General features: G+C 69.1%; 16 protein-coding genes. 12 read left to right on the top strand and 4 right to left on the bottom strand.

The features are described from left to right. Positions 1-46 precede the first annotated feature (46 nt). Positions 47-523, bottom strand: a complete 477-nt coding sequence (locus ACS5Q7_RS07600; protein WP_478338733.1) for a CYTH domain-containing protein — start codon at positions 521-523, stop codon at positions 47-49. 286 nt (positions 524-809) lie between these two features. On the opposite strand from ACS5Q7_RS07600, the gene ACS5Q7_RS07595 reads away from it, so the two are divergent. Both ACS5Q7_RS07595 and ACS5Q7_RS07590 read left to right on the top strand, forming a co-directional pair. Next, positions 810-1,160: an NUDIX hydrolase gene (locus tag ACS5Q7_RS07595; protein WP_478338732.1), complete on the top strand. Its 351-nt coding sequence runs from the start codon at positions 810-812 to the stop codon at positions 1,158-1,160. A 496-nt stretch (positions 1,161-1,656) separates the two neighbouring features. Beyond that, on the top strand, positions 1,657-2,826 hold the full coding sequence (locus tag ACS5Q7_RS07590; RefSeq protein ID WP_478338960.1) for a DUF3095 domain-containing protein: 1,170 nt from the start codon (positions 1,657-1,659) through the stop codon (positions 2,824-2,826). Positions 2,827-2,970: 144 nt separating this feature from the next. Here ACS5Q7_RS07590 and ACS5Q7_RS07585 read toward each other — a convergent pair whose 3' ends face one another. Both ACS5Q7_RS07585 and ACS5Q7_RS07580 read right to left on the bottom strand, forming a co-directional pair. Beyond that, a complete protein-coding gene (locus tag ACS5Q7_RS07585) occupies positions 2,971-4,356 on the bottom strand; it encodes a HAMP domain-containing sensor histidine kinase (RefSeq protein WP_478338731.1) in 1,386 nt (461 codons plus the stop codon). Continuing rightward, positions 4,349-5,026, bottom strand: coding sequence for a response regulator transcription factor (locus ACS5Q7_RS07580; protein WP_478338730.1), 678 nt, complete (start codon positions 5,024-5,026; stop codon positions 4,349-4,351). The genes ACS5Q7_RS07585 and ACS5Q7_RS07580 overlap by 8 nt, the downstream gene beginning before the upstream one ends. A 247-nt stretch (positions 5,027-5,273) precedes the next feature. Between ACS5Q7_RS07580 and ACS5Q7_RS07575 the strand changes: the two genes are divergently transcribed. The 9 genes from ACS5Q7_RS07575 to ACS5Q7_RS07535 all read left to right on the top strand — a co-directional run bounded on the left by ACS5Q7_RS07575 (position 5,274) and on the right by ACS5Q7_RS07535 (position 17,023). After that, positions 5,274-5,471 carry a polyhydroxyalkanoate synthesis regulator DNA-binding domain-containing protein gene (locus tag ACS5Q7_RS07575; protein ID WP_478338729.1) on the top strand — a complete coding sequence of 66 codons (198 nt, stop codon included), beginning with the start codon at positions 5,274-5,276 and terminating at the stop codon, positions 5,469-5,471. A gap of 55 nt (positions 5,472-5,526) precedes the next feature. After that, positions 5,527-6,870: an efflux RND transporter periplasmic adaptor subunit gene (locus ACS5Q7_RS07570; protein WP_478338728.1), complete on the top strand. Its 1,344-nt coding sequence runs from the start codon at positions 5,527-5,529 to the stop codon at positions 6,868-6,870. 7 nt (positions 6,871-6,877) lie between these two features. Then, positions 6,878-10,042 (top strand): efflux RND transporter permease subunit, encoded by a 3,165-nt coding sequence (locus ACS5Q7_RS07565; protein WP_478338727.1) that lies wholly within the window; start codon positions 6,878-6,880, stop codon positions 10,040-10,042. 236 nt (positions 10,043-10,278) lie between these two features. Then, a complete protein-coding gene (gene atzD / locus ACS5Q7_RS07560) occupies positions 10,279-11,385 on the top strand; it encodes a cyanuric acid amidohydrolase (RefSeq protein WP_478338726.1) in 1,107 nt (368 codons plus the stop codon). A 4-nt stretch (positions 11,386-11,389) separates the two neighbouring features. Then, entirely contained in the window at positions 11,390-12,811 is a 1,422-nt protein-coding gene (hydA, locus tag ACS5Q7_RS07555) for a dihydropyrimidinase (RefSeq protein ID WP_478338725.1), read from the top strand. Positions 12,812-12,882: 71 nt separating this feature from the next. Continuing rightward, on the top strand, positions 12,883-13,875 hold the full coding sequence (locus ACS5Q7_RS07550) for an ABC transporter ATP-binding protein (protein ID WP_478338724.1): 993 nt from the start codon (positions 12,883-12,885) through the stop codon (positions 13,873-13,875). Positions 13,876-13,911: 36 nt separating this feature from the next. Beyond that, entirely contained in the window at positions 13,912-15,186 is a 1,275-nt protein-coding gene (locus tag ACS5Q7_RS07545) for an ABC transporter substrate-binding protein (RefSeq protein WP_478338723.1), read from the top strand. Continuing rightward, positions 15,183-16,127, top strand: coding sequence for an ABC transporter permease (locus ACS5Q7_RS07540; RefSeq protein ID WP_478338722.1), 945 nt, complete (start codon positions 15,183-15,185; stop codon positions 16,125-16,127). The genes ACS5Q7_RS07545 and ACS5Q7_RS07540 overlap by 4 nt, the downstream gene beginning before the upstream one ends. A gap of 5 nt (positions 16,128-16,132) precedes the next feature. Beyond that, a complete protein-coding gene (locus tag ACS5Q7_RS07535; protein WP_478338721.1) occupies positions 16,133-17,023 on the top strand; it encodes an ABC transporter permease in 891 nt (296 codons plus the stop codon). Positions 17,024-17,110: 87 nt separating this feature from the next. Here the strand turns inward: ACS5Q7_RS07535 and ACS5Q7_RS07530 are convergent, their stop codons facing one another. Then, entirely contained in the window at positions 17,111-17,653 is a 543-nt protein-coding gene (locus ACS5Q7_RS07530; RefSeq protein WP_478338720.1) for an MAPEG family protein, read from the bottom strand. A gap of 397 nt (positions 17,654-18,050) precedes the next feature. Here ACS5Q7_RS07530 and ACS5Q7_RS07525 point away from each other — a divergent pair, with 397 nt between their 5' ends. Then, entirely contained in the window at positions 18,051-19,571 is a 1,521-nt protein-coding gene (locus tag ACS5Q7_RS07525; RefSeq protein ID WP_055958871.1) for a tyrosine-type recombinase/integrase, read from the top strand. Positions 19,572-19,629 lie beyond the last annotated feature (58 nt).

Below are 19,629 nucleotides of genomic sequence, written 5' to 3'. Positions count from 1 at the left end.
CGCAAGGGCGGCTTGTAGCGGCGCTCGGCCCTTCCGGGTCAGGGTCTCAGGCGGCGACCAGCAGGGGCTTGCCCGCCAGGGCAGCCAGGCGCGAATTGCGATAGCGCTCGTCGGTGGTCACTTCGCGGCCGATCCAGTTTGGAAGCGGCACATCCTCATCCTCGCGAGGGAGTTCGACCTCGGCCAGGATCAAACCACCGAGTGTCCCGCCGAACAGGTCGACCTCCCAGGTGAGGCCGCCGACATCGATGCGATGGCGGACCTTCTCGATCCGGAACCGGGGGGCGATCGTGTCGAGCATCGTGGCGCCGAGTTCCGCGTCGATCTCGCTCTCGATCTCCTCGCGGACGGCGCCTCGACGCTTGCCCTTCCAGGCGACGTAGTAGCGCTCGCCCATCCTGCGCATCCGCAGGGTGTTCTCGGCATCGGTGTGCAGGTAGCCCTGCACGATGCGGACACCGTTCCGGCAATGCGCGAGAACGGTCGGCAGGGCGAGGAACTTGCGTTCGATCTCGATCGACATGCGGCGCCTGAGTCGTTCGCGGTGCGACGTCGTTACGCACAATCCTAGCGGGTGCAAAGGCACTAGCCGCGCAATTCCGCGTTATCCCGATCACGCAACTTCGGGAGCGCTCGTCGCTTCGATGCCAATCAATAGGGTTGTTGACCCTTTGGTTGCAGAGCAGGATTGCTCGAAGATCATGCAAGCCGCCGAGGAGGCGACGCTGAAGAAGAAGGAATAACGGCGGCGGCAGATCGCAGCCCTGCCGTTCAGAATCGATGCGGAGGGGCGAGTCGAGGTTCTTCTCGTGACGTCCCGTGAGACGAAACGCTGGATCATCCCGAAGGGCTGGCCGATGTCCGGCTGGAAGGATCACCGCGCCGCCGAGCAGGAAGCGTTCGAGGAGGCCGGGCTCAAGGGTCGGATCGGCAAGAAATCGGTCGGGCGCTATCGGTATGACAAGCGATTGGACGACGGCAGCGCCATCTCGTGCGCGGTCAAGGTCTATCCGCTGGAGGTCAGCAAGGAACGCAAGTGCTGGCCCGAACGGAAGCAGCGCACCCGCCGCTGGTACGCCGCCGAGGAAGCGGCCACTCTGGTGCAGGAGCACGACCTGCAATCCCTGCTGCGCGGCTTCCGCGAGCAGCCGGGCGGCTAGAGCCGCAACCGACCGCGTCGAGGCGGCCCCCACCCTCTCCCCTCATCCTGAGGTGCCCGCGTCAGCGGGCCTCGAAGGAGGGCTCCAGCCTGACGCGCGATCCCTGGAGCCCTCCTTCGAGGCCGCCGCTTCGCGACGGCACCTCAGGATGAGGGGACGATCTGGAGAAGGCAGGCTGAACCAACATGATCGGATGCCGCTCGAGCGCGGTTTCCGTTTGATCGGAATCACCTGATTCGCCGTAAAAGACCGGGCCGCCCATCGCCGCGTCCGTGCATCACGTCCTGGCGCCGGTTCATAGTCTCGTCCGGCCATGGCCTGGCGACCTGCAGGTCGCGGGACGCCAGGGTCCAGGGGATGACACTCCTGCACCGGTTGATCGTCAGTGCCTGTCACGCGATTGTCCGCCCGGCCTCGGCCTGCGGTCTCACGCGGGGCCAGCGTTTGTCCGAGTGCGACGTCGGACAGGTCCGGCAAGGATGGATCGGTGATCGCGATGCCGGATGCTCCGAGGATCGACGAGGGCGCATTCGATTACGGCACGCTGCCGCCCATCGACCGCTTCCGGGACGTACTGGACGATGCCGGCTACGTGCCCGTCCCGGATTCCTGGTGGATCGCCCTGAGTGACGTCACCATGTCCACGGCCGCCATCGAGGAGGGCCGCTACAGGGCCGTGAACCTCGCGGGCGCCGCCGCGATCGCATCCATCCGCAATGCCCTGCCGGGTCGCGAGATCCCCTTCGTCTTCGGCGGGGACGGCGCGAGCGTCCTGATCCCGCCGGATGGCCGCGCGACGGTCGAGGCGGCGCTGGCGGCGACCGTGACCTGGGCGCGCGACGATCTGAAACTGAGCCTTCGGGCGGCCCTGGTCCCGGTTTCCGCCGTGCGGGACGCGGGGCACGACCTGCGCGTCGCCCGCTACAGGGCGTCGTCGGATATCGCCTATGCGATGTTCACCGGCGGGGGCTTGGCCTGGGCGGAAGCCGCCATGAAAGCCGGCCTTTTCGCCGTGGCGCCGGCTGTCGGCCGGGCACGTCCCGACCTCAGCGGCCTCTCCTGCCGCTTCAAGCCGGTGGGCAGGAGCAACAGCGTCGTTCTCTCGCTGATCGTGCTCCCGCGACCCGGGATCGACCGGGCTCGTGTGCGCATCGTGCTGGAGAGCGTGATCGCCGCCATCGACGAGGGACCCCGAATGGGCTGCCCCCTTCCCGAGGAAGGACCGGCGATGCGCGCACCCTGGTCGGGGTTGAGGGACGAAGCGCGGATCGCCGGTCCCGCCTTCGGGTCCTACGCCCTGCGCTGCGCGTTGGCCCTGGCGCGTCGGTGCTTCTCCTTCGCGATCTTCCGCTTGAAATGGAGCGTCGGCCGGTTCTCACCCCGCATCTACACACGGCAGCTCGTCGCCAATGCCGACTTTCGAAAATACGATGACGGCTTGCGCCTGACCGTCGCCTGTCCGTCTCGGACCGTCGACGGGATCGATGCGATGCTGGCGGCGGCGCAAGCGCAGGGATTGATCCGATACGGAATGCACCGGCAGGACGCAGCTGTGGTGACGTGCATCACCCCCTCGCCGGTGCGCGCCGATCATCTGCACTTCATCGATGGCGCCGGGGGCGGCTATGCCCGCGCGGCACAGAACCTCAAACGGACAGCCGGTTGAGACACGTGGTGTCGCGCCGTGCGGCGAGAAGTGGCGAAGCAGAAGCCGGATCTTGGCAAAGGGGGATTTGACCCTGCGACCCGAGGAGCCTGTTACCCTTCGCTTCGGGAAGCCTAACCCCCACAACCCCGCGATGATCGACCATCAAGCGATTACGGGCGCAGAGTAGCCGATCGCCGTCTGCGGAAACGTCATCGTGAACCGGCAACCGCTCCCTTCGGCCGCCCGGACGCTCACGGCTGCATCGTGAAGCTTGGCGATGGCAGCGACCAGGCTCAGGCCGAGTCCGTTGCCGGGAGTTTGGCGGGACATCTCCGCGCGGTAGAACCGTCGGAAGACCTTATCGTGTTCGCTCACCGGGAGGCCGGGGCCGGTATCCTCGACGGCCACCGCGACGGCTCGGCCACTGCAGGCCACCTCGACGCGCACGACGCCCCCGGGGGGTGTGAATTTCACGGCGTTGTCGATGAGGTTCGACAGGGCCTCGAAGCAGAGGTCCCGATCCCCGTGGACGGCGTTTGGTCCCTCCGCGACGGCCAGCACGAGCCGGACACCCTTCTCCTCGGCCTCGGGCTCGAAGAAATCGACCGCCGCCGCAGCCAGCTCGCCGAGATCGACTGAGGCGAAGGCGGTCCTGCGGCCTTCCTCCATCGCTCCGATCCGCAGGACGGCGGTGACCATGGCGAGCGTCTGGTCGATCCAGGCGAGGCCCTGATCGATGGCTTCGTGAAACTCCGCGGCCGTCTTGGCCTGCGCCCGGCTCCGTTCGAGCCGGGCACGCAGGCGGGTGAGCGGCGTGCGCAGGTCGTGGGCGACGGCATCGCCGACGCTGCGGACCTCGCCCATCAGGTGCTCGATCTCGTCGAGCATCCGGTTCACATTCGCGGCGAGGCGGTCGAACTCGTCGCCTCGCCCCCCGACCGGCAGACGCTTGCCGAGGTTGCCGCGCATCACCTCGGCCAAGGCGGCCTCCGTGGCGGCGAGGCGCCTGCGGCCCCGGCGGGCGAGGACGACGCCGCCGATCCCGGACAGCGCCAGCATCGGCAGCAGGCCGAGGCCGAGTGCCCGCAGGGTCGTCACCCGGACCGTGTCGATGTCGTCGGTGTCGTGGGCGATCACCGCCGTGCCGCCGCCGGGAAGCGCCAAGGCCGCCGCCCAGATTTCGTCGTCGAGGCGGCGACCGCCGACCTCCACCGTGGCGTTCACGCGATAGGCGTCGCCGTCCAGGGGAAGGCCCTTCGGCATCCGGTCGAGGTTGCCGGCGCGGCGCGTTCCGTCCGAAGAGAACAAACCGCCGTAATGGCGGGCGTGAGGGTCCATCGCAGTCCAGGTATCGACCCTCAGCGCCGTGGTGTCGGGATCGGCCACGGCCGCCCGGACTTCGAGCCGCAGGGTCTCGGCAAGCTCCTCCCGCAGGTACGAGGCTGTCTGCCAGTAGATGAAGGCGAACATCGTCAGCGCGAGGAGCACCGACCACAGGGCGATCCCTACCGCCCACCGCAGGGTGGTCGAGCGCAGGACGTCAGTCATCGGGGGTGAGGGTGAAGCCGACGCCGCGGACGTTCTGGATCAGGGGTGGCTCGCCGGCCGCCTCAAGCTTTCGGCGCAAACGGCCGAGATGGACATCGATGAGGTTCGATTTCGGGGTGAAGCGGTAGTCCCAGACCTCTTCGAACAGCATCGCCCGGGTGACGATCCGGCCGGGCGAGCGCATCAGGTAGGTCAGCAGCTTGAATTCGCGGGGCAGGAGGTCGAGGTCGCGTGCGCCGCGCCGGCTGGTCCCAGCGATGAGATCGATTTCGAGGCTGCCGACCCGTAGCAGCGTCTCGCGGCTGTCGACGGGGCGGCGGAGCAGCGCCTCGATCCGCGCGGCGAGTTCGCCGAGGGCGAAGGGCTTGGCAAGATAGTCGTCGCCGCCGGCCCGGAGGCCGCGGATGCGCTCGTCCACGTCACCCAGCGCGCTCAGCACCAGGGCGGGCGTCCGGTCCCCGTCGCGGCGCAGGTCCTGAAGCACGCCGAGCCCGTCCTGGCCGGGAAGCATCCGATCGAGGATGATCGCGTCCCAGCCGCCCTCCCGCGCCGACCGGGCGCCATCCGGCCCGGTCGATGCCCAGGCGACATCGTGGCCGCGCCCGCGCAGATCGTCGAGCACGTCCCCGGCCGTGTCCGCATCGTCCTCGATCAGCAACAGCCTCGCCACGCTCGCCCGATCCTCCCGTTCTCTCATTGTGGCCCATGCCGGCCCGGCGGTCTGTGGGACGCAACGAGTGTGAACCCGAATTTAGTGGCGACCCATCGGCTTCGCCCAACTTATTAGAATGGCTCTAACGCTTAACTCGGCTCGATTTCGCGCCAGACCGATCTTGTCACAGGCCCCACCGATGTTGCTCTCGCCCTGCGGCCACGCCGCATCCGACGCGATCCCGAACCGCTGAGGGAGCGCAACCATGCCGCGGAAGCGGCGGCCCCGCCGCCTCATCAATCGCTACGCCCAGAGCCGGCTCTACGATGTCGAGACCCAGACCTATGTCTCCGTCCAGCGGCTCCGGGAATTGCGCGGCGAGGGCTTCGACGTGGTGATCCGCGAGGTCGAGACCGGGCGCTACGTCAGCAACGAGGTGCTCCCGTCGGGTTTCGACGCATGATTGGCTCCCTCTCCCATGCGGCCTCCGGCCCGACCGGCCGGCGGACTGCCCGCTCATGTCGCTGAACGCCGAATCGTCCGCGCGCCACGCGGACTCGTCAGACCCGATCGAGAGCTTCGGCCCGGACGAGCGCGAGGAGACCGCCTCACGGTCTCCGAGCGTGCGCCGCAGCCGCGCGCCGAGGGCGCTCCTCCTCCTGATCGTCCTGGCCGCCGCGGCCTTCGCGGGCTGGACGTATCGCGGCGCGATCCTCGATGCGCTCGGCCTTGCCGCGCCGGCCGCTTCCGATACGGCAGCCGACAAGCCCGCCGATACGCCCGCAAATCCGGATCTCGTCACCCTCGACGAGGCCGGACAGAAGCGCATCGGTCTCGCCTTCGGCCGAGCGGAGACCCGTCGGATCGTGCTGCCGGTGCGCGCCCCCGGCTCCGTCGCCTTCGACGAGCGGCGGGTGACGCATCTCAAGCCGCGCACGCAAGGGCGAGTCCTGAGCCTCGCGGTCCAGCCCGGCGACCGGGTCATGGCGGGCCAGACCCTCGCGACCCTCGACGCCGCCGGCATCCTCGATGCCCGCAACGGAGTCCAGGCCGCTCAGGCGACGCTCGGCGAGGCACAGGCCTCCGAGGCGGCGGCGGCATTGCAGGTCAAGCGCGGGCTGGATCAACTGAAATTCGGCGGCGTCGCTCAGTCGGAGGTCGAGCGGCGTCAAGTCGATCTGGCCAAGGCCCAGGCGGCGGTGAAATCGGCGCAGGCGAATGCGGAGATGTACCGCGCACAGTACCAGCGCCTCGCCCCGGCCGAGGGGGCCGCGCCCGGAACCAGCGCCATCGTCACGCCGATCGGCGGCGTGGTGACGAGCGTGGGCATCACGCTGGGCGAGGTGGTCGATACCGGGCGGGACGCCTTCACCGTGGCCGACCCCACCCGCGTCGTCGTGCTGGCGAACCTCTACGGGGCCGACATCGCCCGTGTGAAGGCGGGCGACGACGCGTCGGTGGAGAGCCCGATGCCCGGCCATCCGCCCTTCGAGGGTCACGTCCGCTCGGTGAACGCGGCCCTCGATCCGGCGACGAACACGGCTCCGGCGCGGATCGAGCTCGACAACCCGCAGGATCTGCTCCGGGCCAACCAGTTCGTCTCCGTGACGGTGGCGGCGGATCTCGGCCGCGAGGGCGTCACCATTCCCGCCTCGGCCGTGCAGCAGACGGAAGCCGGCCCGATCACATTCGTCCGCCAAGCCACGGACCGGTTCGAGCGGCGGCCCCTCACGCTTGGCATCCAGCGCGCGGATTGGGTGGAGGTGCGGAACGGCGTGGCGGAAGGCGAGACGGTCGCGACCGCAGGCAGTTTCGGCCTCAAGGCCATCCTGCTGCGCAACCTCCTCGGCTCGACGGATTGAGGGCGCGATGAGGACCTGGTTCGCCCTGCTGGTGCGCCGCCGCTTCCTGGTGCTGATGATCGCGCTCGCCGCGGGGGCGGCCGGAATCGCCAACCTCGAAGGGCTCTCCATCGACGCGGTGCCGGACATCTCGCCGAAGCAGGTGATGATCCTGACCCTCTCGCCGGGGCTCGGCCCCCTGGAGGTCGAGCGGCTCGTCACTTTCCCCGTCGAGAACGCGATGGCCGGCGCGCCGGGGCTCGCCAGCGTCCGCTCGACATCGCGGGCCGGCGTCTCGGCGGTCTACGCCACCTTCGACGAGTCCGTGCCGGTGACGGCGGCGCGGGCAGAGGTCTTCCAGCGCCTCCCCCAGGCCAAGAGCCTGATGCCGGCGGGCGTCGGCGACCCACAGATGGGACCGATGGCGACGGGCCTCGGGGAGATCTACCAGTTCGAGTTGCGCGGCCCCGCCTACACGCCGATGCAGTTGAAGCGCATCCTGCAATGGACCATCGCGCCGAAGCTGAAGCTCACGCCCGGCATCGTCGACGTGAACATCTACGGCGGCCAGATGGCGACCAACGAGGTCCGCGTCTCGGCGGAAGCGTTGCGCCGCTACGGCGTGACGCTCGCCCAGGTCTACACGGCGCTTTCCGAGAACAACGCCGCCCGGGGCGGCGCCTATATCGAGCACAACGACCAGCAGGAAACGATCCGCGGCCTCGGTCTCGCCAAGAGCCCGGAGGATATCGCCGCCATCGTCGTCGCGACCGGCCCCGGCGGCGTGCCCGTGACCCTCGGAACCCTCGGCACGGTGCTGGAGGCGCCGAAGGTCCGGCTCGGCGCCGTCACCCACGATGCGCAGGGTGAGACGGTCGTCGGCATCGCGCTCATGCGCTACGGCGAGAATGCCAGCGCCGTGGTCGCGGAGGTGAAGAAAACCATCGCGGACCTGCGCAAGCAGCTTCCGCCGGGGGTCGAGATCGTCCCCTACTACGACCGCAGCGCCCTGGTGGACCGCACGATCCACACGGTGGAGCACAACCTCCTCGAAGGGGCGGTGCTGGTCATCGTGGTGCTGCTTCTGCTGCTCGGCAACCTGCGCGCTGGGCTGATCGTCGCCGCCGCGATCCCGCTCTCGATGCTGATGGCCTTCGCCGGGATGCGGCTGCTCGGCCTGTCGGGCAACCTGATGAGCCTCGGGGCCATCGATTTCGGGCTGATCGTCGACGGCGCCGTGGTGATGATCGAGAACGTGCTCCGCGCCCGCAGCGAGCACCCGGACCGCCCGGCCCACGACCTGATCCGCGACGCCGCCGCCGAGGTGGCTCGCCCGGTGATCTTCGCGGTGGCGATCATCATCGTCGTCTACGTGCCGATCCTCGCCCTCGAGGGCGTGGCCGGCAAGATGTTCGCCCCGATGGCGCTGACGGTGATCCTGGCGCTCGGCTCCTCGCTGATCGTCACGCTGACCCTGATGCCGGCGCTCGCGGCGATCTTCCTCGCCGGGAAAGGCATCGGCGAGCACGAGACGCGCCTCGTCCACGCGGTGCGGGGTGCCTACACTCCGGTGCTGCTCTGGGCCGAGCGACACGTGCTCGCGACCGTCCTCACGGTGCTCTGCCTGTTCGCCGGCTCCTGCGTGGTGGCCACGCGGCTCGGGGGCGAGTTCCTGCCGAAGCTGTCCGAGGGCTCGATCGTCATCACCTCGGAGAAGCTGCCGGGGATTGCGCTCGACGCCTCGCTCGCGACAGTGACCCGCATCGAGCGGGTGCTGAGATCCTTCCCCGAGGTGAAGCGGATCGTCTCGCTCACCGGCAGCGCCGAGATTCCGACCGACCCGATGGGCGTCGAGTCGACGGACAGCTTCATCACCCTCGCCGATCCGTCCACCTGGAAGACCGCCGACAGCCAGGACGGTCTCGTCGCGGCCTTCGACAAGCGCCTCAAGGAGGAGGTGCCCGGCGTCGCCTACACCTTCTCGCAGCCGATCCAGATGCGGATGGACGATCTGCTGGAGGGCGTGCGCGGCGACGTCGCGATCAGCCTCTATGGGGACGACCTGAAGGTCCTGAAGGACACGGCCGATGCCATCGTGCGCGTGGTCTCGGGCATCCAGGGCGCGGCGGACGTGAAGGCCGAGGCCCAGGCCGGGATGCCGGCCCTTTCGATCCAGGTCGACCGCGCCCGGGCCGCCCGCTACGGCATCAACGTGTCGGACGTGCTCGACGTGGTCGAAAGCATCGGCGGCCGGAGCGCCGGCATGGTCTACGGCGACGACAATTCCATCACCGACATCGTGGTCCGGCTGGATCCGGCCGACCGCAGCGACATCGAGCGCATCCGCGCCCTGCCGGTTGGACGGCAGAGCAAGGAGAACGGCCCCGCGATGACGGTGCCGCTCTCGATGGTCGCCTCGGTGGAGGTCGAGTCCGGCCCGGCCCAGATCAGCCGTGAGCGGCTACAGCGTCGGATCTCGGTCCAGGCCAACGTCCGAGGCCGTGATGTGCAGAGCTTCGTCGACGCCGCCCAGAAGGCCGTGTCCGATCAGGTGAAGCTGCCGCCCCGCTACGCGCTGCAATGGAGCGGCCAGTACCAGAACCTGCAGGAAGCGACGGCCCGGCTCTCGATCGTCGTCCCGGCGGCTTTGGCGGGAATCCTCGTCCTCCTGGTGGTGATGTTTGGCGATATCCGTCTCGCCGGCCTGATCTTCCTCAACGTGCCGATGGCCGCCACGGGGGGTATCCTGGCGCTCGCTTTGCGGGACATGCCCTTTTCGATCTCGGCGGCGATCGGCTTCATCGCGACCTTCGGCATCGCGATCCTGAACGGCGTGGTGCTGACGAGCTACATCCGCGACCTCGAAGGCTCCGGCCTCGACCCAAGGGAGGCCGCCACCCGTGCCGCCGAAATGCGGCTGCGCCCGGTGATGATGACCGCCCTCGTCGCGGCCTTGGGCTTCCTGCCGATGGCCCTTTCGACGAGCGCGGGCGCCGAGGTGCAGCGCCCCCTCGCCACCGTAGTGATCGGCGGGCTGATCTCCGCGACGCTGCTGACCCTCGTGGTCCTGCCGGCGGTCTATCCGGTGGTCGCGCGGCTGCGTCTGTCTGCCCTCGGTTTGCGGGCCGGCGGATTGCACGAGCGAGGGCCGTCGCGGCCCCGCCAGCGGGCGCGAGAGGGCGCCGACGGCTAGGGCGGTTTCGGTTCGATTGGGATCGCCGGCACCTCCGTCCTTGCGAGCGTAGCGAAGCGATCCAGGGCCTTTTCCGAATGCGGCGCATCCTCCGATCCATCGCCGATGGTCCGGTTCGTGCTTGCTCGCGCCGGTCACTCCCGACCGTGCCAGTCACCTCCGTCGCTCGTCGCACGGACGGGCGACGGGTCCGCGCCGATGGCCGGACCGCACCTCTTACCCCAGCCCGGTTCCCCATGCCCGAATGCCTCGTCTTCCGCGTGCCCGCGCAGCATCCCGCTGATGTCTCCGGGGTCATGAGCCTCGTCGCCTCCGGAGCGGTGAGCGCGACCGAGATCGTCGCGATCTTCGGCAAGACCGAGGGCAATGGCTGTGTGAACGACTTCACCCGGCAGCTCGCCGTGATGGCGCTGGAGACGGCGCTGGCGGGCGCCATGGGCTGCACGGCGGCGGAGGTCGGAGCCCGGATCGCTCTCGTCATGTCCGGCGGCACCGAGGGCGGTCTCTCACCGCATTTCCTCGTCCTCGCCCGGCGGGAGGGACCGGCAGCACCAGAGGGAAAGGCGCTCGCCATCGGCACGGCCTTCACCGCGGAATTCCGGCCTGAGGAGATCGGCCGGATGGCGCAGGTCGAGGCGACTGCGGCGGCGGTCGTCCGGGCCATGGCCGGGGCGGGGCTCACCGACCCCGCCGACGTGCATTTCGTGCAGGTGAAATGCCCGCTGCTGACGAGCGCCCGGATCGCCGAAGCCGCCGCCCGGGGGCACGGCGTCGCTACGCACGACACCTACGCCTCGATGGGCCTGTCCCGGGGCGCCTCGGCGCTGGGCATCGCCGTCGCCCTCGGGGAGGTCGATCGCGACATGCTCTCGGATTCCGCCATCGGCGCCCGGCGCGACCTCTTCTCCGGCCGCGCCAGCGCCTCGGCGGGAATCGAACTGATGCGCAACGAGATCATCGTGCTCGGCAACGCGCCGGGCTGGACCGGTCCCCTCGCCATCGCGCACCGGGTGATGGAAGACGGCATCGACCTGCCCGCGATCCTGGGGGTGCTCACCGATCTCGGCTTGCCGGGGGCGGGGCAATTGCCGCCCGAGGCGTCGGAGCGCGTGATCGCCCTGCTCGCCAAGGCCGAGCCTTCCCATGACGGCCTGATCCGGGGGCGGCGCCACATCATGAACGACGACAGCGACATCAACGCCACCCGGCACGCCCGCGCCCTTGTCGGCGGGGTGGCCGCCGCCGCCCTCGGCCGGACGGACCTGTTCGTCTCCGGCGGCGCCGAGCATCAGGGGCCGGACGGCGGCGGCCCGGTGGCCATCATCGCCCGCGTGAGGAGCTGACGCCGTGCCCGAGTTCGACCTCGCCATCCGCAACGGCACGGTGGTGACCGCCGCCGACACCCTGCGCGCCGATATCGGCATCCGCGACGGGCGCATCGCCGCCGTGGCCGAGCGGATCACCGATGCCGCCCGCACCGTCGACGCCACCGGCCTCCTCGTGCTGCCGGGGGGCATCGACAGCCACGTGCACATCGCGCAGGCCTCCGGGCCCGGCATCGTCATGGCGGACGACTTCGCCTCCGCGACACGGGCGGCGGCGGCCGGCGGCAACACCTGCGTGATGCCCTTCGCCCTCCAGCCCCGGGGCACGTCCCTCCGGCAGGCGACCCACGCCTACCGGGCGCTCGCCGAGGGCCAATGCCACATCGACGTGGCGATCCATCTCATCGTCTCGGATCCGACCCCGGCGGTGCTCGGCCAGGAGCTGCCGGCCCTGATCGCCGAGGGCTACACCTCGTTCAAGGTCTTCATGACCTACGACGACCTCGTCCTGAACGACCGGCAGATCCTCGACGTGTTCGACCTCGCCCGCCGGGAGGGCGCCCGCGTGATGGTCCATGCCGAGGGCTACGACACCATCCGCTACATGAGCGAGAAACTGGAGCGGGCCGGGCAGACCGCGCCCTACGGCCACGCTCTGTCGCGGCCGGAACTGGTGGAGCGCGAGGCGGCGCACCGGGCGATCTCCCACGCCGAACTCGTGGACCTGCCCATCGTCATCGTCCACGTCTCGGGGGAGCAGGCGATGGAGCAGATCGCCTGGGCCCGCGCGCGGGGGCTGAAGATCCACGCCGAGACCTGCCCGCAATACCTCACCCTCACCGCCGAGGACCTGAAGGGCCGGGGCGAGGCCGACCCGATGGCGGGGGCGAAATACGTCTGCTCGCCCCCGCCCCGCGATACTGCGAGCCAGGCCGCGATCTGGCGCGGGCTGCAGGGGGGCGTGTTCGAGATCGTCTCCTCGGACCATTGCCCGTTCCGCTACGACGACGCAGAGGGCAAGCTGAACCCGCGGGCGAAGGACTCCTTCCGCTACGTCCCCAACGGCATCCCCGGCATCGAGACCCGTCTGCCGATCCTGTTCTCCGAGGGCGTCTCGGCGGGGCGCCTCTCCCTGAACCGCTTCGTGGAATTGACCGCGACGAACCACGCCAAGCTCTACGGCCTCTATCCGCGCAAGGGCTCCATCGGCGTCGGCTTCGACGCGGACCTGACCCTGTGGGACCCGAACCGGAAGGAGACGATCACGCAGGCCAACCTCCATCACGGGGCGGACTACACCCCCTGGGAGGGGTTCCGCGTGACGGGCTGGCCGGTGATGACCCTCGCCCGGGGGCAGGTCGTGGCCGAGGACGGCCGGGTCGTCGGCGAGCCCGGACGGGGCCGGGTGCTCGACCGATCCGTGCAGGCCACACCCCCGCTCTGATCGCCGGATTCCCGGCCCGCTCGGGGGCCGACTGGCCCGTCCCTTGCTGGGCTGGACGCGGGGAGAATGGCATGGATGTCGAGCTGATCAGGCTGACCAAGCGCTACGGCCAGACCGTGGCGGTGGACGGCATCGACCTGAAGGTCCGGTCGGGGGCCTATTGCTGCCTGCTCGGCCCCTCGGGCTGCGGCAAGACCACCACCCTGCGGATGATCGGCGGGCACGAGACGGTCTCGTCCGGCGACGTGGTCATCGGCCCCAGGGCGGTGGGCGACGCGACGCCGGCCGAGCGCGGCACCGCGATGATGTTCCAGAGCTACGCTCTGTTCCCGCATCTCAACTGCCGGGACAACGTCGCCTTCAGCCTGCGGATGCGCGGCGTCGGCAAGGCCGAGCGGCGGGCGAAGGCCCTCGCCATGCTCGACCTCGTGCAGATGGCCCACCTCGCCGAGCGCCTGCCGGCCCAGCTCTCGGGCGGCCAGCAGCAGCGCGTGGCGCTCGCCCGCGCCCTCGTCACCGGCCCCAAGGTGCTCCTCCTCGATGAGCCGCTCTCGGCCCTCGACCCGTTCCTGCGGGTGCGGATGCGGACGGAGCTGAAGCGGATCCAGGCTGAGCTCGGCCTCACCTTCATCCACGTCACACACAGCCAGGAGGAGGCGATGGCCCTCTCCGACCTCGTGGTGGTGATGAATGGCGGCCGCATCGAGCAGGCCGCCGACCCGCGCACGGTGTTCGAGCGCCCGGCCACCGCCTTCGTCGCCCGCTTCATCGGCGGCCACAACGTCATCCGCCTGCCCGACGCCACCGAGATCGCCGTGCGCGCCGACCGGATGCGCCTCGGCCCGGAGGCCGGCGTCGAAGCAGTGCCGGCCAAGGTCGTGTCCATCGAATACCAGGGCACCAGCGTGCATGTGGGCTTCGAGGCCGACGGCCTCGGCGGCGGCGCGCCCGCCGCCCTCACGGCGGTGATCGCGGACGGCGCCTATGCGGGCCGTCCCCTCGCCCTGGGGCAGACCGTGCCGCTCGGCTGGGACGCGGCGGCCGCCCACCGCCTGAGCGCCTGATTTCCTGAGAGTTCCAACGCGTCGAGGACCCTCCGCATGACCACCACGATCAAGCTCAGTCGCCGCACCCTGCTCCGGGGAGCGGGGGCCACCGGGCTGACCCTCGGCGCCGGGCCGATCACCGGCTTCCCGAACGTCATCGCCGCCGAGCCCGTGACCCTGCGCTACCTCGGCACCGCCGTGAACCAGTCCGCCGACATCGCCCGGAAAGTGAAGGAGGATCTCGGCATCACCATCGAGTACATCCCCGTCGTCACCGACGAGGTGACCAAGCGCGTGGTGACGCAGCCGAACTCCTTCGACCTCCTCGACACGGAGTTCTTCAGCCTCAAGAAGCTCCTGCCCTCCGGCAACATCCAGGGCATGGACGCCCGCCGGATCAAGCAGGCGGACAACATCACCCCGGTCTTCACCAAGGGCGAAGTCGGCGGCAAAAGGATCGGCGATCAGGGCACGGCGCCGAAGAAGGTGTTCTACCTGGAGGGGCAGAACTCCAAGAGCTTCGCCTCTTCGCCGACCGAGTGGATCACCCTGATCCCCACCACCTATAACGCCGACACGCTGGGCATCCGTCCGGACCTGATCAAGCGGCCGGTGACGAGCTGGAAGGAGCTCCTGAACCCCGAATTCAAGGGCAAGGCCTCGATCCTCAACATCCCGTCCATCGGCATCATGGATGCCGCCATGGTGATCGAGGCGACCGGCGACTACACCTATCCCGACAAGGGCAACATGACGAAGGCCGAGATCGACCGCACCATCAAGGTGCTGATCGAGGCCAAGCGCGCCGGCCAGTTCCGCGCCTTCTGGCAGGACTTCAACGAATCCGTGAACCTGATGGCCTCGGGCGAGACGGTGATCCAGTCTATGTGGTCGCCGGCCGTCACGAAGGTGCGCTCGCAGGGCGTGGCCTGCACCTACCAGCCCCTCAAGGAGGGCTACCGCGCCTGGGCGACGGGCTTCGGCCTGCCCAAGCCGCTGGCGGGCCGCAAGCTCGACGCGGCCTACGACTTCATCAACTGGTTCCTCTCCGGATGGGCCGGCGCCTACCTCAACCGCCAGGGCTACTACTCGGCGGTGCTCGACACGGCCAAGGCCAACATGGAGCCCTACGAGTGGGCCTACTGGATGGAGGGCAAGCCCGCCGAGAAGGATATCAAGGGGCCGGACGGGACCGTGCTGGAGAAGGCCGGCGCGGTGCGCGACGGCGGCTCCTTCGAGACCCGGATGGGAGCCGTCGCCTGCTGGAACGCGGTGATGGACGAGAACACCTACATGGTCCGCAAGTGGAACGAGTTCATCGCCGCGTGACCGACACCGTCCTGCCGGCCCTCGCCGAATCCCCGGCCGCGCCGGCCGCCGCGAGCCTCACCGCCAAGACCCGGCGCCGCCGGGCCCTGGCCTATGTCCAGGCGGCGCCGATGGCGTTCGTCTTCGCCGCCTTCTTTCTCGTACCGCTGCTGCTTACCCTCATCGTGAGCTTCTGGGAGTACAACGAGTACGAGATCATCCCGTCCTTCACGGTGCAGAACTACGTCGACGTGTTCGACGGCTGCCTCAGCGCCGCCGATCCCTGCACGACGGTGAGGACCTACCTCTCGACCCTGAAATTCTGCGCGCTGACCTGGGCCTTCACCCTGCTGATCGGCTTCACGGTGGCGTATTTCGTGGCCTTCCACGTCCGCTCGGCGACCATGCAGATGGCGCTGTTCCTCGTCTGCACGATCCCGTTCTGGACCTCGAACGTGATCCGCATGATCTCGTGGATCCCGCTGCTCGGCCGCAACGGCCTCGTCAACGACAGCCTCCTGGGTCTCGGGCTGATCGACCGGCCGATCGAGGGGCTGCTCTATTCCGACTTCGCGGTGGTGCTCGCCTTCGTGCACCTCAACACGGTCTTCATGATCGTGCCGATCTTCAACAGCATGGCGCGGATCGACCGCGCGCTGATCGAGGCCGCCTACGATGCCGGGGCGAGCGGCTGGCAGACCCTGTGGCACGTCGTGGTCCCGCTGACGAAGCCCGGCATCGCCATCGGGTCGATCTTCGTCATCACCCTGGTGATGGGCGACTTCGTGACCGTCGGCGTGATGGGCGGCCAGCAGATCGCCTCCGTGGGCAAGGTGATCCAGGTGCAGATGTCGGCGCTGCAACTCCCGGCGGCGGCGGCGAACGCCGTGGTGCTGCTCGGCGCGGTGATGCTGATGATCGTCGCGATGACCCGGCTCATCGACCTGCGCAAGGAGCTGTGAGCGCCATGCGCGACCGCCCCCGCTCCCCCGCCTTCTACGGCCTCGCCGCGTTCTTCGCCCTGTTCGTCGCCTTCCTGTACGGGCCGACGCTGACGATCCTCGTGCTCAGCTTCCAGGGTCCGCAGGGGGGACTGACCTTCCCGATGAACGGCGTCTCGACCCATTGGTTCGGGAAGCTCTGGGCGGGCGTCGGCATCGTCGACATCTGGGGCGCCCTGTGGCGCTCGCTGCGGCTGGGCCTCGTGGTGATGGCGCTGACCGTGGGAATCGCCTTCTTCGCGGGCCTCGCCTTCCGCAAGCGCTTCGCCGGGGAAGGAGCCCTGTTCACCGTGGCGGTGGCGAGCCTGATCGTGCCCTCCATCGTCGTGTCCCTCGGCATCGGGCTGGAATTCCGCCTCCTCGACGAGGCGGTGAACGCGGTGGCCGCCGCCACCGGCTGGGGCTGGCTGCAGGATCACGGCACCCTGATGGGGCTCTATACCTCGGCGCTCGGCGCGCACCTGACGTGGACCCTGCCCTTCGGCCTCCTCATCATGTTCGCGGTCTTCAACCGGTTCGATCCGGCCTACGAGGAGGCCGCGCGCGACCTCGGGGCCACCGGGCCCCAGATCCTGCGCCACGTCGTGGTGCCGATCCTCGGGCCGTCGCTGGTCGGCGTCGCCCTGTTCGGCTTCACCCTGTCCTTCGACGAACTGGCCCGCACCAGCCAGGCCATCGGCGGCCGCAATACCCTGCCACTCGAATTGCAGGGCCTGACGACGACGGTGACGACGCCCGAGATCTACGCTCTCGGCACCCTCACCACGGGGATGTCCCTGGCGGTGATCGCCACGGCGCTCGCCGCGAGCCTGTACCTTCAGCGGCGCAAGGCGAGGCGCGGGTTGCGTCTCGGGTGAGGTCCTGGAAACCCTGCGCCCGCAGACAGTGACGCGCGGGAAGGGCCGGTCCCCGTCGCCTTGGGCGCCCGACAGGGTTCAGTCTCGCTACACGCGCCCCATGGCGAGTTCGACCGCCGATAGTCCAAGTATTGCGACAGTCGGGTAGAACGTCAGCGCGAACCCAAGAGCGCGCCCATGGGCTCCGTGCCGGTAGCCGATCCAGAACATCGCCCGGCCCACACAGAAGAGCGCGGTGAGCGTCATCAAGACGGTCATCGGACGATCTGAGATTGTCGCGAACGCCAGATGCGTGGGGATTGCCAAGGCGCACTGCTCGAGGGTGTTTTGCAAGATCGCGCCGGCATCTCGCACGGGCGTCGATCCAGGTCCTGCCCGGCTCCCTGCAATGTCGTCGCACGAGAAAAATCTGAGCCGGGCGACGTTTGCGATGGCAGCGGCAAGCCAGCCGACCGCGAACAGGTCCATTCGCAACGCAGCTTGCAGACGATCAATGACGGGCCGCACCGGCATGTCCACCGGCTCCCATAACGCTGCCAGCATCAATGCCAAGGCGGTGATTGCGAGGCCCGAAGCCATCCCCACTGCCACCCGGCGCTGTTCGGAGCGGAATTCGTCGGTGTTCTGCATCACCTGCCGCCAGCGTCCGAGTCGCGCGTGCTCACTCCACCAGCGCGACGGGCGGCTTGCAACGGACGTTCTTCAGAAGGGCGTCTGTTCTCGGGGACAGCAATACATGTAAGGCCTCGACATTCTTTTCGAGGCCCGCATCCGAGTGACTGTGGTTGTTGAGTATGGATGGTAGCGAGGGAGGGATTTGAACCCCCGACACAAGGATTATGATTCCTCGTAACGGAGCATTTTCGGGTCCATTCGGGCGGATCGGCACGGGCATGAAACCGGTGGAGCCCAGGCTTTTAGCATGTCCGATCAAGGCTTTGGCAACGGGTTGGCGATAGGGATGGCGGAGAACCCGGGCGGCGATCCGCCCGAAAACCTCCGCCCGAGATCCGCCCGAGTACGCCGCATGCCCGTGAAGCTCACCGAAGCCCTCGTCAAGCAAGGCGTCGCCGACGCCGTCCCCAAGGGGAAGGCGTACGACCTCATCGACGCCGGCTGCCCCGGGCTCCTCATGCGCGTCGGGCCGAGGGGCGTCCGCTTCGCCTTCAAGTTCGAGACCGGCCACAAGACCCACAGGTTGACGCTCGGCTCGACGGATCTGCTGCGGCTCGTGGAGGCGCGCGCGATCGCCACGGAGGCGCGGCGCCGTCTTGTCGACGGGCTCGGGCTCCCGGACGAGAAGTGGCTCGGGGACAAGCTGCGGCAGATGCGCAAGCTCCCTCCCAAGCCGGAGAAGGGCCCAAGGGACCCGGCCCTGGTCGAGGCGTTCCTGGATTCCTGGGGCCCGCACAAGTGGACGTGGGAGGAGGCCCGCACGGCATTCCTCACCGAAGTCGCGCGCACCCGGCGGGCGGCCACGCACACGGACTATCGCAAGCTGCTCCACTCGCCCGAGCTCGCGGTGTTCGCCGACCGGAAGGTGAAGCGCATCACGATCGAGGACCTCGCCACGATCGTGCATGCGATCCATGCCTCGGGCCGGGAGCGCCACGCCGAGCACCTCGCATCCGTCCTGCGGCCGATGTGGAGCTACCTCGCCCGGCACGAACACCGCAAGGTCAGCGGCGTCGAGGCCGGGATCCCGGGCCTGCGCGCGCCCGAGCGGACGCCGGGCGACAAGCCCCGCGCGAACGGCAAGGTGCCGGGCGGATACACGGCCAAGCCCGCCGAGATCGGGCGCGTCCTCGCGATCGCCCGGGCCGGCGTCCTGGAGCCGACCGTCGCCACGTCCTTGCAGCTCCTCGTCCTGACGGGCCAGCGTCGCCGTCCCATCGTCGAGTCCCTCGTCGAGGACTTCGTCCCGTGGGCCGAGGTGCCGGGCTGGGGCGTCTGGTCGATGGGGCCGGCGCACAGGAAGACCGCGGCCAAGAGGGGCGACAAGCACAGGCATGCCCTGCCCTTGCCGCCTGCCCTGTGGGACCTCGTCCAGCAGCAGATGGCGCGGGCGCGGGATGCCGGCAGCGAGTACCTGTTCCCCCAGATCCGGGCCGCGCGGAAGGATGCCGCCTCCGACGGGCACCTATCCGACGCCGCGATCAATCACAGGCTGCTCGACATGGGGGTCGTTGCCTCCCCGCACGACCTTCGCCGCGGCATGACGACGGTCTGCCAGTCCGTGTTCCGGATCCCGAGGGACACGGTCAAAATGGTCGTCGACCACAACGAGGGCATCCGCAGCGACGACGTGTTGGAGCGCCACTACACCGAGGACGATCGCCTGGACCTCAAGCAAACCCTGATGGCTCGCTGGCACGCGTGGTCGGACGAGCAGGCCGCGATCGCGGCGGCCGCCCTTCCCTCGGCCGTCGAGCTCGGGGCCGAGCTGGCGCGCCGGCGCAGGGAGCGCGAACTCGCCGGCAAGGGGAAGCGCGCGAAGGCGACGGCCGACGTCGAGGAGGACGCCAAACCGGTCGACCTCGCCGCGTAAGGATCTTCCCGATCGGGCATCCCGATTTGAAACACCGAAATAGTCACGCCATTTTAAT

The organism is Methylobacterium sp. Gmos3, from assembly GCF_056430985.1.
The sequence above is the reverse complement of the archived record's forward strand: the minus strand, read 5'-3'. Positions and strand labels throughout refer to the sequence as shown.

Bases quoted from the DNA above. Each gene is read 5' to 3' on its own strand.
- ACS5Q7_RS07545 (WP_478338723.1), top strand. From the start codon at position 13,912: ATGACCACCACGATCAAGCTCAGTCGCCGCACCCTGCTCCGGGGAGCG.
- ACS5Q7_RS07565 (WP_478338727.1), top strand. From the start codon at position 6,878: ATGAGGACCTGGTTCGCCCTGCTGGTGCGCCGCCGCTTCCTGGTGCTG.
- ACS5Q7_RS07590 (WP_478338960.1), top strand. From the start codon at position 1,657: ATGCCGGATGCTCCGAGGATCGACGAGGGCGCATTCGATTACGGCACG.
- ACS5Q7_RS07570 (WP_478338728.1), top strand. From the start codon at position 5,527: ATGTCGCTGAACGCCGAATCGTCCGCGCGCCACGCGGACTCGTCAGAC.
- ACS5Q7_RS07530 (WP_478338720.1), bottom strand. From the start codon at position 17,653: ATGCAGAACACCGACGAATTCCGCTCCGAACAGCGCCGGGTGGCAGTG.
- ACS5Q7_RS07575 (WP_478338729.1), top strand. From the start codon at position 5,274: ATGCCGCGGAAGCGGCGGCCCCGCCGCCTCATCAATCGCTACGCCCAG.
- ACS5Q7_RS07585 (WP_478338731.1), bottom strand. From the start codon at position 4,356: ATGACTGACGTCCTGCGCTCGACCACCCTGCGGTGGGCGGTAGGGATC.
- ACS5Q7_RS07535 (WP_478338721.1), top strand. From the start codon at position 16,133: ATGCGCGACCGCCCCCGCTCCCCCGCCTTCTACGGCCTCGCCGCGTTC.
- ACS5Q7_RS07600 (WP_478338733.1), bottom strand. From the start codon at position 523: ATGTCGATCGAGATCGAACGCAAGTTCCTCGCCCTGCCGACCGTTCTC.
- ACS5Q7_RS07550 (WP_478338724.1), top strand. From the start codon at position 12,883: ATGGATGTCGAGCTGATCAGGCTGACCAAGCGCTACGGCCAGACCGTG.
- ACS5Q7_RS07525 (WP_055958871.1), top strand. From the start codon at position 18,051: ATGCCCGTGAAGCTCACCGAAGCCCTCGTCAAGCAAGGCGTCGCCGAC.
- atzD (WP_478338726.1), top strand. From the start codon at position 10,279: ATGCCCGAATGCCTCGTCTTCCGCGTGCCCGCGCAGCATCCCGCTGAT.